Below are 14,514 nucleotides of genomic sequence, written 5' to 3' on the forward strand. Positions count from 1 at the left end.
AATTGGTTATCAAATGGGGACGGAAACTTAAAAACAAAGGAAATGCTATTATCACAATTTAAATGCGAAACAGCTTACCCGAAAAACTAAACATTTGTTACAAAAACAAAATTTTTGCCTTTCTAACGTGCTATCTTCTACAGAAAGCTGGTGCGTTTTGACTGCGCGTTAATTTTTACCATAAAAATCAATATGCTCTCGATTCCAGGCGTTGCGGTTGTGGCGGTTCTTTACGAAAGTGTCAACTCTCTGGTTTACCGGGCGATTCGGGAAGCAGATAACCAGCCGATTATCCTCAAACTCCTCAAAGAAAGCTACCCCACACCTCAAGAATTGGTGCGCTACCGCACCGAATACCGCATCACCCAAGAGCTGAAAGAGGCGGGAGTCGTGCGAGTCTATGACTTGCAAAAATACCAAAACAGTCTCGTGATTTTTGTAGAGGACTTTGGCGGCGAATCCTTGACAATTTGGATGCAGCAGCGAAAGTTTACTCTGGAGGAATTTTTGCAAATTGCGCTCGCCACCACAGAAGCATTAGGGCAAATTCACACCGCCAATATTATCCACAAACAGATTAATCCTTCTAATATTGTTTACAACCCGGAAACGGAACAATTAAAAATTATCGACTTTGGCATTTCCACTCAGCTAAGCCGAGAAACACCAACCCTGAAAAACCCCGGCATTCTGGAAGGAACCCTTGCTTACATCTCACCAGAACAAACCGGCAGAATGAATCGCTCTCTCGATTATCGAGCTGATTTTTACTCGCTCGGCGTCACCTTCTACGAATTGCTGACAGGAAAATTGCCTTTTGAGACAGAAGACGCTTTAGAGCTAGTTCACTGCCACATTGCCAGACAGCCAGTTCCACCGCACGAAATCGAGCCAGTAATTCCCCTAATTGTATCGCAAATTGTCAGTAAACTAATGGCAAAAAATGCCGAAAACCGCTATCAAACTGCCTTGGGAATCAAGCAGGATTTAGAAACTTGTCTTTTTCAATTGCAAGCAACAGGTAATATTGAGGAGTTTGCCTTGGGAACACGGGATATTACCGACCGTTTCCTGATTCCCGAAAAGTTATACGGCAGGGAAAATGAAGTTTTTAATCTATTATCAGCCTTTGAACGAGTCAGTACAGGTAGCGCCGAAATGATGCTGGTAGCTGGCTTTTCTGGGATTGGTAAAACCGCAGTGGTGAACGAAGTCCACAAGCCGATCGCCCGAGTTAGGGGCTATTTTATTAAAGGCAAATACGACCAATTTGGGCGAAATATTCCCTTCAGTGCTTTTGTGCAAGCATTTCGGGAATTGATGGGGCAGTTATTATCAGAATCAGATGCTCAGTTACAAACCTGGAAAACCAAGATTCTGATAGCAGTAGGCGAGAGTGGGCAAGTGCTGATTGAGGTGATTCCTGAGTTAGAACGCATCATTGGCGCTCAACCGGCTGCACTAGAACTGTCGGGGAGTGCAGCACAAAATCGCTTTAATCTGCTGATGCAGAAATTTGTGCAAGTATTTACTACTGCAGAACATCCCTTAGTGATGTTTTTGGACGATTTGCAGTGGGCGGATGGGACATCTTTGAAGTTATTACAACTGTTAATGCAGGATACGGGGCATCTGTTAGTATTGGGTGCTTATCGAGATAATGAGGTGTCCGCTGCTCATCCGTTTATGCTGACGGTGGATGAGATTGTGAAGTCTGGAGCAGTGGTGAATACGATTACCCTGCAACCGTTGAGTTTAGCAGATCTCAATCAGTTGGTAGCAGATACACTGATTTGCGATTTATCTTTAGCCGGGCCCCTGACAGAATTGGTTTATCAAAAAACCAAAGGTAATCCCTTTTTCTCGACTCAATTCCTCAAGGCGTTACATGAAGATGGTCAAATTATTTTTGACCCCCCTGTATCCCCCCTTAGTAAGGGGGGAAGTAAAGGGGGGTGGCAGTGCGATATTGCTCAAGCTAGACTTACCCACGCCTCGGATGTGGTGGAGTTTATGGCGGTGCAATTGCAGAAGTTGCCTGCCGAAACTCAGGATGTTCTAAAACTGGCTGCTTGCATTGGGGCGCAGTTTGATTTAGAGACATTGGCAGTAGTCAGCGAAGAATTACCAGAACAAACTGCATCATCACTCTGGATAGCATTGCAAGAAGGACTCCTTTTACCCATTACGGAAGGCTATAAATGCTTCCTTCAAACAGATGCTCAATTCCCTCCTGGGTCTGTTGCTAATCCAACTTATAAGTTTCTGCACGATCGCGTTCAGCAAGCGGCATATTCGCTAATTCCAGAAAACCAAAAGCAATCTACCCATTTAAAAATAGGTCAATTACTGTTACAGAATACTCCACCCGAAAAGCTAGAAGAAAAAATATTTGATCTTGTCAATCAGTTGAATGTCGGAATTGACAGGATTAGCCAACAGTCAGAAAAAACTCAGTTGGCACAATTAAATTTAACTGCTGGACGCAAGGCAAAAGCTGCTGCTGCTTATGAATCTGCTGTTAGGTATTTGCGGGTTGGTATGGAATTATTGCCAGCGGATTGTTGGCAAAGTCAGTATGAATTAACGTTAGCAATTTACGAGTCAACAGCCGAATCTGAATATTTAAACATTAACTATGAAGATTCAAACAAACAGGTCGATATCGTACAGCAAAAAGCTAAAACTCTACTGGAAAAAGTGAATGTTTATCAACTTCAAATCCAGTCTTACAATGCTCAAAATAGACTTGTAGAAGCACTAAATACAGGACTGGAAGTGCTGAAACTCTTAGGCATTTCTTTTCCTCAAAACCCCAAAGCGCTAAATATTGTGGTGGGACTGATTAATACAAAGCTGAGATTGGGATTGAAACGAATTGAGGATTTAGCTAACTTGTCAGAAATGACCGAACCCGACAAACAAGCAGCCATGCGGATTTTATCAGGGATTCTCAGCACTGCTATTCAGGCTAAACCCCAACTGGTACCACTGCTTACATTTATGATGGTCAAGCTGTGCATTAAATATGGCAATTCGCCTTATGCAAGTATTGCCTACGTTTATTATGGCGTAATTCTGTGCAGGCTAGGGGACATTAGTTTGGCATACCAATTCGGTCAACTGGCAATTAGGCTGTTAGACAAATTTCCATCCCGTTCAATCAAAAGTAGAGTTTATGCAGTCTTTGGTTCTTTTATTCAACAATGGAAAACAGATCTCAAGTCAGGATTAGGCGATATCAAGGAAGGTTTAAAAACCGGGATGGAAACTGGAGAGTTGGAATATGCGGCTTATTCTATTAATATATACTGTACTTATAAACTGTGGATGGGAGATCGTCTCGATCTGGTTGAACAGGAGACTGGTGAGTATGTGAAATTAATGCAGCAATCTCAACTAGAAATGGCTGTACAGTATATAAGTGTAGAGAGACAGACAGCCCTCAATTTGTCTGGTCAAACTGTCGAACCATGCAATTTAGTTGGGGAGAGTTTCAATGAATTCACAACCCTCCAAATTTTAATAGAAGCTAAAAGCTTTATGGTAGTTTGTTTGGTTTACAATGCCAAAAATATGCTTAATTTTATCTTCGGAAACTACGCGCAAGCCTGGGAAAATTCAAGGTTATTTGACAAATATGCAGAAGCCGCATCCGGACTTTATGTAGTTTCCGTGAATAATTTTTACTTGTCTCTCAGTATCCTCGCTTTGTATCCCCAAGCTGACAGAGGGGAGCAAAAGCAATATCTAAAAAAAATTCTACAAAACCAAAAAAAAATGAAAAAATGGGCCGTTCATGCTCCGATGAATTATCAACACAAATACGACTTGGTAGCAGCGGAAACAGCGCGAGTTTTGGGGCAAAATACCGAAGCAATGGAATTGTACGATCGCGCAATTGATGGAGCTAAAGAAAATAAATACATTAATGAAGAAGCCCTTGCTAACGAACTAGCAGCCAAATTTTATCTAGAATGGGGCAAAGAAAAATTTGCCAAAATGTACATGATTGAGGCGTATTATTGTTATATCCAATGGGGAGCCACTGCTAAGGTAACAGATTTAGAAACGCGATATGGCCAGTTATTGAAGGCAATTCAATCGGGAATAAAAAAAACTAAAACTACCGCATCTGTGACGGCTATTGGTTCGGTTAGTAATCTAGATATCACCACGGTGATGAAAGCTTCTCAGGCAATTTCTGGACAAATTATGCTAGATAAGCTACTGTCTAGCTTGATGAAAATTTTGATGGAAAATGCAGGGGCACAACGAGGATATCTGATTTTGTCCAGCCAGGGACAACTGTTAATTGAAGCTCAAGGGACAATAAATTCCGAACAAGTCACCGTGTTGCAGTCAATCTCCGTTGAAACCTGTCAAGAACTTTCCAAAGCGATTGTCAATTATGTAGCCCGCACTAAAGAAAGCGTGGTATTGGATGAGGCTTTCCGAAAAGGACAATTTACCAACGACCCCTACATCCAAAAGCATCAGCCCAAATCAATTTTATGTGTGCCGCTGATTAACCAATCTCAAATTGTCAGTATTGTTTACCTAGAAAACAATCTGACAGCCGGAGCTTTTACCCCAGAAAGAGTGGAATTATTAAAAGTTTTATCTGGACAAGTGGCTATTTCGATTCAAAATTCTAAACTTTATACAGAAGTCCGCGAAAATGAGAACAGGCTCGCTCAATTTTTAGAAGCTATTCCAGTAGGGGTGACAGTGCTGGATGCTTCGGGCCAACCTTACTATAGTAATCGCGCTGCTATTCAATTATTGGGTAAAGGAGTGATTCCTAACGTCACCAGCGAGCAAATACCAGAGGTTTATCAAGTCTATCAAGCGGGAACAGAGCAGGAATATCCCTCTGCTGAATTGCCTGGTGTGCGGGCGTTGAGGGGCGAAAATGCCACCGCTGATGATATGGAAATCCACCAAGGCAACAAGATTATTCCGATCGAGGCTTGGGGTACACCAATCTATGATGAAAAGGACGATATTTCTTATGCAATTGTAGCCTTTCAAGATATCACGGAGCGCAAAAAAGCCGAAACAGAGCGAATAAGGTTTACCAATGAACTGTTCCAACTCAACAAAGCTTACGAGCGCTTCGTCCCCAATCAATTCCTCCAGTTTTTAGAGAAGTCCAGCATTGTCGATGTCGAATTTGGCGACCAAGTGCAGTTAGAAATGTCGGTGCTATTTTCCGACATTCGCGACTTCACTACCCTTTCGGAAAGTATGACGCCGGAGGAAAATTTTCAGTTTATTAATGCTTATTTATCTCGGATGGAATCGGCGATTATTGAAAATAATGGCTTTATTGATAAATATATTGGTGATGCAATTATGGCGCTATTTAGCGGTAATGCTGATAATGCAGTAAACGCTAGTATTGCCATGCTGCATCAACTTCAAGTATACAATCAAGAGCGGGTTAATTCTGGTTATGCCCCGATTAAGATTGGCATTGGCATTAATACTGGGAATTTAATGTTAGGGACTGTGGGCGGGCAAAATCGCATGGATACGACGGTAATTAGTGATGCGGTGAATTTAGCTTCTCGTGTGGAAGGATTAACAAAAACTTATGGTGTTGCTTTACTGATTACAGAGCAGACTTTTAACAAATTAGCTAATCCTAGCAACTATGCTATGCGGATGATTGCTCAAGTTAGTGTTAAGGGAAAAGTAAACTTATCTACAATTTATGAAGTTTTTGAGGCCGATATTCCTGAAACAAAGCGAGGTAAATTAACAACAAAAAATTTATTTGATCGAGGTTTGAGCTTATACCGACAACAAAAATTTATCGAAGCTACAGAATTTTTTGTTCAATGTTTAAGCTTCTGCCCTTCCGATCAAGTTGCCCAAATTTATTTGGACTGGTGTGAACAAAAAACTATCACTTTAAATATCGAGCTATTAGAGAGAACTTTAGCCTTAGTTAAACCTCGATCTGATGAATTTGTAAGTAACTTTTATGAAATACTTTTTGATAGTTCTTCTCAGATTAAAAGTCTTTTTATGAATACAAACATGGGACAGCAAAAAGAAAAGCTTTGGCAAAGCTTAGAAATAATTATTGAAAATTTACGGAAACCTAAGTTAATTAATGTTTTTGCTAAAGGATTAGGTGCAACTCATGCCAAATATGGCGTTTCAGTAGAACATTATCCTGTTGTGGCCAATGCACTCATTCAAGCCCTGAAGGCGCAGATGGGTTTAGAGTGGACACCTAAAACTGAAAAAGCTTGGGTAGAGGCTTATACAATTATTCAGTCAGCTATGATTGATGGCATGGCAGCTATGTGACCTGGATGAGGTGTTTGATGTTGACCCGCCAGAAATTAAACAGGGCAAGTTAGCTACGCTGGAATTGTTTGCCGAAGCTTTGGAAATTTACTCGGAAGGGAAGTTAGCTAAAGCGGGGCGGCTGTTTGCCGAGTGTTGGCGTCAGAATCCGGGCGATGCCGTCGCTAAAATTTATTGGGAACGCTGTCAGTCTACTTTAAGAAATCGCACAAAAATCAAAGACCGGCCACACAATTTAGATTAATCATAAAAGTCCCAAACTCGATCGCTAGATTCTTTGAGGGGGAGATCATTTTCATTTTTCACGAGTGGTATTGGGGCGACGGTTGGGTGCAGTCTCGGTTGGAGGGAGTGTGGCTGCTGCCACTGAATTTGGGGCAAACGGCTAGTTTGTGGCGGCTGCGGGAGTTTTTGGTGGGTAAGCATAAAGGCTCAGAGTGATGTGAAGCCCGATCGCACTTATTTTCTCTCAAAGTCTCATTCTTCACGTTTACCGATTTTGCCTGTTAAGGTGTAGTGCATCGCCTTAAGTTTTACCCCCTCTTTACTGCCTAAATATTTCAAATTCATTAACTAACTCGAAGCCAAATTGTCTCACACTATTGACATAACTTTGGTCAGATGTCTATTAATAATTCGTGAATAGCTAGGTCTGAAGGAACACAAAGCTCGACAAAAATAATTATCTCGGAAGATAGAAGAAGCCCAAATTAAACACAGCTAATCTATAAAACTATGAGGCAGAAAAAACTACTTAAAAATCGATTAATGTAATAAATTTTTAAGTAGATTTTAAGATAAAAAAAAGGAAATTTATGGTATTGAGTATTATTGTTCACGGTGGAGCAAAAACCATATCAGAAGACAAGGTTGCAGCCAACAATGCAGGCTGTACCGCAGCAGCAGAAGCTGGTTGGGCAGTACTCACAAGCGGGGGCACAGCAGCAGAAGCTGTTGAGGCAGCTATCCGGGTTCTGGAAGCTGACCAGACATTTAACGCAGGCTTTGGATCGGTTCTCAACAGTAAGGGAGAAGTAGAGCTAGACGCAGCGATGATGGAAGGCGGTTCATTAGCTTGGGGAGCGATCGCAAATGTTCAAGGCGTGTGCCATCCCATCTCTGTGGCGCGAAAGATTATGGATAAAAAACCCATGTTCTTAGTAGCGGATCACGCAGAACATTTTGCAGCAGAAAATGGAGCCGAGATGTCTGCAAAAGAAGACTTAATCGCGGATGAGCAACAGCAAGAGTGGGAGGAGGAAAAAGAAGTTATTGACCGCCCCAATACCGTTGGTTATGTAGCTTTGGATAGTAATGGCATTTTAGTTGCCGGTACCTCAACAGGCGGCACTATGAATAAGCCCGCCGGTCGCGTCGGCGACAGCGCCATTATTGGCTCAGGCTTGTTTGCTGAAAATGAACAGGGCGCTTGCTCGACCACAGGCGATGGCGAGTCGATTATGCCACTTGTTCTGGCTAAGACGGCGATCGACATTCTAGCGTCCGGCAAACACCCAGACGAAGCAGCACAGATGGCAATTGAGACTCTGGCATCTAAGGTGGCAGGAGAAGCTGGGTGCGTCATCATAGACCCTCAAGGGCGGGTTGGCTGGGCGCATAATAATTCAACGGACATGGCTTGTGCTTACAGAACCTCAGAAATGAACAAGGTGGCTGTGTTTACTAAGAAAAAACAACTCGTCCATCGCTGAAATTATTGAGGTTGCATTCTCTCTAGTTGGAGATAGTTAAAATTCCGCAACTAATATAGCAGTTCTCAATCTTGGTGAGGTATGCCCTATGCCCTATGCCCTATGCCCTATGCCCGCTTATCGAGAGCACCTCATGTTACTGAGAAAGGCTATATCTTGTTTCCTAGGTATTAAGTAGCTGGACATAGATAAACACTTTTTCAATTTGTAGGGCGGGCATTGCCCACCCTACTTTTAATTATGTCGAGGTACTTAGTGGCCGGGAAAACATTTCAATTCAAACTCGACTTGGATGTTTATTATGAACTCAACATACGATTTTTCTTACTTTCAGGGTAATTCTCTTTCCGATTTGTTTGCTCCAGACATCACAGATGCACGTTATGCGTTCATCCTAAATTACCCTGCAACTGCGAGTTGGGCTGCTTACCCCAACAGGAAAAAATACTTTATTCAAGACGGCAGCAGTGAAGCCACCAAAACTTCTTTCGACAAGATTGGCCAGAAGGAACCTTGGAAAAATCTGGCTGTGTTAGGCGATGCTATCCCAGGGATTGTGATTAATTCGCCGCCGAACTCCCTGATTGACTATTGGCGGGAGCATTTTGGCTTCAGCTACAGCAGTATGGAGATGATAGACTGCTCAACTTATCTCGAAGAGCTCAGCGTAAGCGATCGCTTTGACAAACTCCTCACTCTATTTCCCTTCGACAATCTCAAACCCGAAAAACACGCCGTCCATCCCGACATCCACTACCACTTGCTCAGCAAAGCAACGCTAGCAGAATTAGGCGTGCAATGTCCGAAATACCAAAGCTACAATCTGCACGAAGTCAATCTCGAAAGCATTCAGTTACCAGAGCAATTCCCCTACTTGATTAAAACATCCCACGGACTTTCTGGAGAAGGCACTTATATTATCAAAAGCGCCAGCGATCTGAACTACTGCTTGCAGGAAGTGAGGAAATATCTCGATATTAAGTTGCTGGATACGATTATTGTCTCGGAATTCGTCAAGAATGAAGTGCAGAACTATTGCGTGCAGTTCTATGTAAGCAAAACAGGAAATATCAGGCTCATCGGCACTACGAGCCAACTTGTTACCCCAGAGGGCAGCTATTTAGGGGGACTGATTCACTACCGCGAAACCGACATGAGTAGGTTTTTTGAGATGATTGCCGCTATTGGTAAATATGCTCACCAACAGGGTTATTTCGGCGTTATTGGCTTCGACGTGCTGGAAGACTCTGAGGGACTGTTGTATGCGATCGATGCCAATTTCCGAGTTAATGGCTCGACTCCGCTTTGTGTGCAGCGCCATACCTTACTGGGGCTAGGAAAGGAGGTGGCTAAATATTCCAGTGACTGCCGAATGGACGGGACATTGGAATCGATTCTTGTCACCCTGAAACCCGAACTCGATCGCAAGGACTTGATAATCTTGTCAGCTTTAGAGAAGGTTAAATACGGGAAAATCTACACGGAAATTTACGGGATAGTTGCGGGTGAGGATATGAAGGAAATGCAGCACATCGAGCAGAATTTGCACAGTAAGGGATTGCAGCAATTGGGTTAATATCTACTCTACCCATTGCAGCGGTTATGGGGTTTTCCCGCTCATCTCGCCCGCACCACCAACACCGAACAATGAGCCTCAGCCACAACCTCAGCACTCACTGAACCCTCCAAAATTCGCTTTAAACCAGTCAAACCCCGACAGCCGATCGCAATTAAATCCGCTTTATAAATATTAGCCAAACGCAAAATTTCCTCTGCTGGCTCCCCGGACACAATTTCCAAATCGCTCTGGCAAGGCAACTTTTCCTGATAAGATTGCAGTAACTTCTCCACCTCTCGGTAAGCAATCTCATCTCCCTGACCGTGAGGTCTATCGACCACCGCGTCAAAATCCGACGTACCAGAACTCACAACATGAACTAGAATCACCTTTGCCGTCGGTTCTAGCCGAAATTGCCCCACAGCTTGCAAAACCTGTTCTGCAAACTCTGACTTGTCGATCGCTACCAAAATAGTATTCAATACCATGCACCTTTAAATCTCAGATAGTAGACTTTAAATTTCTCCTTGATTGTCGCCTACTTTCCACAATTTCGCGCTTCCCACCAACATCATCATTACCTACGCACAAACCCGGTTTCTTAACATAATTGCGTCATTCAAGCCAGATACTTGAAGAAACCGGGTTTCTTAAACCCGCAGTCCGTAAGTAGGTAGGTGCACATAAACTTTGCCGCTTGTCACAGAATGTAAAGCTACCGTAATCGCCAGCGAATTGCTTCGTTTGACTGCGTTTCACTCGTTTTTGACTACTTATGTATTTTCCGGCTCATCTACTTAAATCTCGCTCGCCAATCTCAAATCTACCATCTAAAAATCACTCTTTCCCTCATTGTCAGTCCGCAGCCGCACCGAATCAGCATGAGAAGGAAGCCCCTCAGCTTCGGCCAAAACATTAATCGCCCTACTCACCTTCTTAAGTGCAGCAGGCGAATATTGAATCAAACTCGAATGCTTCATAAAAGTTTCGACACCCAGCGGCGACGCATAGCGCGGAGCCCCAGAAGTCGGCAAAGTGTGATTCGGGCCCGCCAAATAATCACCTACAGCTTCCGGCGTCGAGCAGCCCAAGAAAATCGCCCCAGCGTGGCGAATTTGGTCGAGCAAAGCCCAAGGATCTGCAACTTGCAATTCCAAGTGTTCGGGGGCAAACTCGTTAGAGAGTTCCGCTGCCGCTTTGAGCGAGTCAACTACCACGACTAAACCATAGTTGACGATCGCCTTTTCTGTTAAAGTTCGGCGCGGGTGATTTGCCAACTGTCTGTCTACCTCAGCCACCACCTTCCTAGCCAGCACCGAATCCGCCGTCAGCAAAATTGCCGACGCCATCGAATCGTGCTCAGCTTGAGCCAACATATCCGCAGCCACGTGCACAGGATTCGCCGAACCATCAGCAATAATCAACACTTCCGACGGGCCTGCCAGAGAATCGATCCCCACAGTCCCGTAAACCAGTTTTTTAGCCAGGGTGACGTAAATATTCCCGGGCCCAGTAATTAAATCCACCTTCGGAATAGTTTCCGTACCGTAGGCCAAAGCCGCGATCGCCTGCGCCCCGCCTACCCGATAAATCTCATCAACTCCCGCTTCCTGAGCCGCTACCAGCACCGCAGGATTCATTTTCTTCTCCTGTCCGGGGGGAGTACACATCACCAGTCTCGGCACCTTGGCGACCTTCGCAGGAACCGCATTCATGATCACCGAGCTCGGATAGGACGCCTGACCGCCAGGAATGTAAATTCCCGCTCGATCGACCGGGGTGTAGCGTTTGCCCAAAACAATCTCGTCATCACCAAACTGCACCCAAGACTTTGGGACGCGCTGTCGGTGAAACGCCTCTACCTGTTTGCAAGCCAGCCGGATTGCATTTAATAATTCTTTCGACACCTGCTGGTAAGCAGCATCCAATTCGGCGCCGCTCACCCGTAAATCTTCCACATTTAGGGTCATGCGGTCAAATTCAGCAGTGTAGTGCAGCACAGCCTGATCGCCTCTGCGCCTTACAGCTTGCAGCACCTCCCGCACGGTGGCTTCTTTGTGAACAACAAGTTCGTCATGGGTGCGATCGCAGATTCGTCGCAGTTCAGCTTGTGCCTCAACCCACTGAGTAATGATTCGCAGCATGGAGATTAGGAATGCCGTCTATAAATTCACTAACATTTGCTTGACAATTGGGGATTTTTGTGGCGCTCGATTTCCTGCAGAAGTAGGTCACCACCAGTCCACAAGCTTAAACCGCGAGACTCGCGGCATTTGCAAAGGCTTCAGTGGAGCGTTTAAATCTCTGTCGAGGATTTTGCAACACTGAGGACAAGTCACAACCTTTCTGAGGAATTGTGCGCCATAAAACCGGGTGCGGAGGGAGAGGGTTCGATCCCAGAGGGGGAGAGTGTCCGAGCCCGAGAGTGAGTGAGGGGGAGAGTGTGCAAGCGGGAGAATTTTGATTCTGCCTTCTACCTTCTACCTTCTACCTTCTGCTCCGGCTACCTTGTACCTTCTACCTTCTGCCTTCTACCTTCGGTAAGTGCTTCTTGCCGAACCCCAAATAACCCGTACTCTTTGTTATAGCTTAACTTGGATTTTTCAGGGAATCACATTCTTTGCAGAATAGATGCTATATTAGTTTTTCCAACACCTGATAATTTTTTTATAAAAAAACGCCAAATTATTGTATACTTGAAAATTGCGCGCAAGAAACCATGACTTTAACTCGTGACGGTGGAAACACCGCAAAACGCCTTCGTAACACCAGTGTCATACCTTTGGGTATCGTCAGGGGTAAAAAGCAGGCAGTTAAATGAGTCAATAAAAAATTATTGCGCGGGCGATCGCCAAAAAATACCCACAGACTCAAATCTATCTGAGCGAATGGAGAGTGGCTGTCTGACTCAGCCTTTTAAAATCAAGCTTTTTGCGGATCGATCCCGAAAAGGTTGTCCTTCAAAATCCCCGTGTCTTGAGACTGTCTTGAGACTAGGGTGTATCAATGAATACCTACTTCCAGCAACTGAACTATGGCTAATATTAAGTCCGCCGTCAAACGAGTCAAAATCGCCGAACGCAACCGCTTGTACAACAAATCTTACAAGTCAGCGGTCAAAACTTTGATGAAAAAGTATTTTGCGACAGTTGACAAGTACGCCGCAGCTCCGAGCCCGGAATTAATGCAAGAAGTCCAGCAGCGAATGTCTGAGGCATACAGCAAAATCGACAAAGCTGTCAAAAAAGGTGTACTCCACCGCAACAACGGCGCTCGCAAAAAGTCCCGCTTGGCAAGAACCCTCAAGCCGCACGAAGCATCCTCGGTAGCATCTTAAGACAGAAGGAAGTTCGGCAACGGATTGTGTACGGGATTTAACGGATTTAATCGATTTTGAGGGAAGAAGTCAAGCGTGAAGTTCGGCAACGGATGGTGTATGCGATTTAACGGATGGATACTGAGGGAAAAAGGAAGAGGAAAGATTTTTCCCAGTCTCCCCCTCTCCCAGTCTCCCACTTGCTTCCAGTCTCCCACTCCCCCACTCTCGCCCTCTCGCCCTCATACCTCACCCACCAGGACTCTCCCGTATCACCTCTAATCTGCTTCCCCCATGCAGCTCATCGACACTCACGTTCATATCAACTTTGAAACCTACAAATCTGAGTTAGAAGCCATTCGAGAACGCTGGCGCGAAGCTGGTGTAGTTCGGCTGGTTCATTCTTGTGTAGAGCCAGAAGAGTTTGCCGGAATTCAAGCAATCGCCAATCAGTTTGCCGAAGTCTCCTTTGCGGTGGGACTCCACCCCCTAGATGCCGACAAGTGGAAAGACGAGACTGCGAGCCAGATTAGGGAATTAGCAAGTTCGGACTCTAGGGTAGTGGCGATCGGCGAAACCGGACTGGACTTTTATAAAGCTGACGATCGAGAACACCAGTTTAAAGTGTTTGAGGCACAGCTTGAAATCGCCCAGCAACTTGACAAACCAGTCATTATCCACTGTCGCGACGCCGCCGCCCCAATGGCCCAAATGCTGAGGAACTTTTGGCAGACTCGCGGGCCAGTGCGCGGGGTGATGCACTGCTGGGGAGGCACACCCGAAGAAACCCAGTGGTTTTTAGACCTGGGTTTCTACATCAGTTTTAGCGGCACAGTCACCTTTAAAAAAGCCTTGCAAATACAAGAATCAGCTTGTATGGTAAATAGCGATCGCATCCTAGTCGAGACAGATTGCCCTTTTCTCGCCCCCGTACCCCAGCGGGGAAAACGCAACGAACCAGCCTACGTCTACTACGTAGCCGAGCAAGTTGCTAAATTGAGAGGAGTTTCTCTCTTAACTTTGTCCCAGCAGACAACCGAAAATGCGTGTCAGCTATTCGGTTTTTCAGTTTAGCTATAGAAGAACAGAGAAACGAGGAAAACAGGTCGATTTAGGGGCCAGCGATAGAGAGAATCCCATTTATATCCTGCCAGAAAAACCGGATTCATCCTTTATTGGAGATTCTTTTGGCGTTGCCTGCTGCGATCGGATTTGCGTCCTATAATAAAAAGAACCGACCGATCGGGCGTTGGCTTACTATCCACGACTGCGATGTCGCCCCGGAAATGCCAACACAACGCGAGTACGCTAACCTTCGGGAGCGGCCAAAACTTCACGCAATACCTCAAACTTACACACTCAAACTTACACATCAGAAGAAACTTGGAACCTCAGCAATTTGGCAATAGCTGTCAAGTCAATTTTAGGAGTCAAAAGTGTAGGGAATTCACCCCGGGATACCACGAGATCGGAGCTAAAAGCATCTCGATCGAAACTAAAATCCGCACAAAAATACTGCGAGCCACCAGCAATAATAACCGTTGCAGCAGTTGGCAGGCGATCGAAAACATCATATAAATTCTCTCACACAATCCCTCAAAAAA

General features: G+C 44.8%; 10 protein-coding genes. 6 read left to right on the forward strand and 4 right to left on the reverse strand.

Annotation, left to right across the window (positions count from 1 at the left end; all coding sequences use genetic code 11):
* The first annotated feature begins 192 nt into the window (after positions 1-192).
* Positions 193-6,324 carry an AAA family ATPase gene (locus tag QUA78_RS21280; protein WP_333301437.1) on the forward strand — a complete coding sequence of 2,044 codons (6,132 nt, stop codon included), beginning with the start codon at positions 193-195 and terminating at the stop codon, positions 6,322-6,324.
* Positions 6,305-6,568, forward strand: coding sequence for a hypothetical protein (locus QUA78_RS21285; RefSeq protein ID WP_333301438.1), 264 nt, complete (start codon positions 6,305-6,307; stop codon positions 6,566-6,568). The genes QUA78_RS21280 and QUA78_RS21285 overlap by 20 nt, the downstream gene beginning before the upstream one ends.
* On the opposite strand, the gene QUA78_RS21290 is transcribed toward QUA78_RS21285, so the two are convergent.
* Positions 6,565-6,750 carry a hypothetical protein gene (locus QUA78_RS21290; protein WP_333301454.1) on the reverse strand — a complete coding sequence of 62 codons (186 nt, stop codon included), beginning with the start codon at positions 6,748-6,750 and terminating at the stop codon, positions 6,565-6,567. The two genes, QUA78_RS21285 and QUA78_RS21290, sit on opposite strands and share 4 nt — an antisense overlap.
* Before the next feature lie 389 nt (positions 6,751-7,139).
* Between QUA78_RS21290 and QUA78_RS21295 the strand changes: the two genes are divergently transcribed.
* Both QUA78_RS21295 and QUA78_RS21300 read left to right on the forward strand, forming a co-directional pair.
* A complete protein-coding gene (locus tag QUA78_RS21295) occupies positions 7,140-8,036 on the forward strand; it encodes an isoaspartyl peptidase/L-asparaginase family protein (RefSeq protein ID WP_333301439.1) in 897 nt (298 codons plus the stop codon).
* 301 nt (positions 8,037-8,337) lie between these two features.
* Positions 8,338-9,612, forward strand: coding sequence for a carbamoylphosphate synthase large subunit (locus QUA78_RS21300; RefSeq protein WP_333301440.1), 1,275 nt, complete (start codon positions 8,338-8,340; stop codon positions 9,610-9,612).
* A 41-nt stretch (positions 9,613-9,653) separates the two neighbouring features.
* Here QUA78_RS21300 and QUA78_RS21305 read toward each other — a convergent pair whose 3' ends face one another.
* Both QUA78_RS21305 and hisD read right to left on the reverse strand, forming a co-directional pair.
* The gene (locus QUA78_RS21305) at positions 9,654-10,082 is read right to left on the reverse strand and encodes a universal stress protein (RefSeq protein WP_333301441.1); all 429 of its coding nucleotides are present in this window, start codon (positions 10,080-10,082) and stop codon (positions 9,654-9,656) included.
* A gap of 342 nt (positions 10,083-10,424) precedes the next feature.
* Positions 10,425-11,738, reverse strand: coding sequence for a histidinol dehydrogenase (gene hisD, locus QUA78_RS21310; RefSeq protein ID WP_333301442.1), 1,314 nt, complete (start codon positions 11,736-11,738; stop codon positions 10,425-10,427).
* Between the two features lie 890 nt (positions 11,739-12,628).
* Here hisD and rpsT point away from each other — a divergent pair.
* Both rpsT and QUA78_RS21320 read left to right on the forward strand, forming a co-directional pair.
* Entirely contained in the window at positions 12,629-12,931 is a 303-nt protein-coding gene (rpsT, locus tag QUA78_RS21315) for a 30S ribosomal protein S20 (RefSeq protein ID WP_172186467.1), read from the forward strand.
* Between the two features lie 273 nt (positions 12,932-13,204).
* Complete coding sequence (locus QUA78_RS21320; protein WP_333189346.1) at positions 13,205-13,984, forward strand: TatD family hydrolase; 780 nt, start codon at positions 13,205-13,207, stop codon at positions 13,982-13,984.
* Between the two features lie 356 nt (positions 13,985-14,340).
* On the opposite strand, the gene QUA78_RS21325 is transcribed toward QUA78_RS21320, so the two are convergent.
* Positions 14,341-14,484, reverse strand: coding sequence for a hypothetical protein (locus tag QUA78_RS21325; protein ID WP_333301443.1), 144 nt, complete (start codon positions 14,482-14,484; stop codon positions 14,341-14,343).
* Between the last annotated feature and the right edge of the window lie 30 nt (positions 14,485-14,514).

The sequence above is a fragment of the Microcoleus sp. K4-B3 genome, from assembly GCF_036704615.1.
Lineage (GTDB): Bacteria > Cyanobacteriota > Cyanobacteriia > Cyanobacteriales > Microcoleaceae > Microcoleus.

What these genes read in the sequence shown, in the direction of transcription:
- QUA78_RS21300 (WP_333301440.1), top strand. Translation starts at nt 8,338, where the DNA reads ATGAACTCAACATACGATTTTTCTTACTTTCAGGGTAATTCTCTTTCC.
- QUA78_RS21295 (WP_333301439.1), top strand. Translation starts at nt 7,140, where the DNA reads ATGGTATTGAGTATTATTGTTCACGGTGGAGCAAAAACCATATCAGAA.
- QUA78_RS21290 (WP_333301454.1), bottom strand. Translation starts at nt 6,750, where the DNA reads ATGCTTACCCACCAAAAACTCCCGCAGCCGCCACAAACTAGCCGTTTG.
- QUA78_RS21285 (WP_333301438.1), top strand. Translation starts at nt 6,305, where the DNA reads ATGGCATGGCAGCTATGTGACCTGGATGAGGTGTTTGATGTTGACCCG.
- rpsT (WP_172186467.1), top strand. Translation starts at nt 12,629, where the DNA reads ATGGCTAATATTAAGTCCGCCGTCAAACGAGTCAAAATCGCCGAACGC.
- QUA78_RS21320 (WP_333189346.1), top strand. Translation starts at nt 13,205, where the DNA reads ATGCAGCTCATCGACACTCACGTTCATATCAACTTTGAAACCTACAAA.
- hisD (WP_333301442.1), bottom strand. Translation starts at nt 11,738, where the DNA reads ATGCTGCGAATCATTACTCAGTGGGTTGAGGCACAAGCTGAACTGCGA.
- QUA78_RS21325 (WP_333301443.1), bottom strand. Translation starts at nt 14,484, where the DNA reads ATGATGTTTTCGATCGCCTGCCAACTGCTGCAACGGTTATTATTGCTG.
- QUA78_RS21305 (WP_333301441.1), bottom strand. Translation starts at nt 10,082, where the DNA reads ATGGTATTGAATACTATTTTGGTAGCGATCGACAAGTCAGAGTTTGCA.
- QUA78_RS21280 (WP_333301437.1), top strand. Translation starts at nt 193, where the DNA reads ATGCTCTCGATTCCAGGCGTTGCGGTTGTGGCGGTTCTTTACGAAAGT.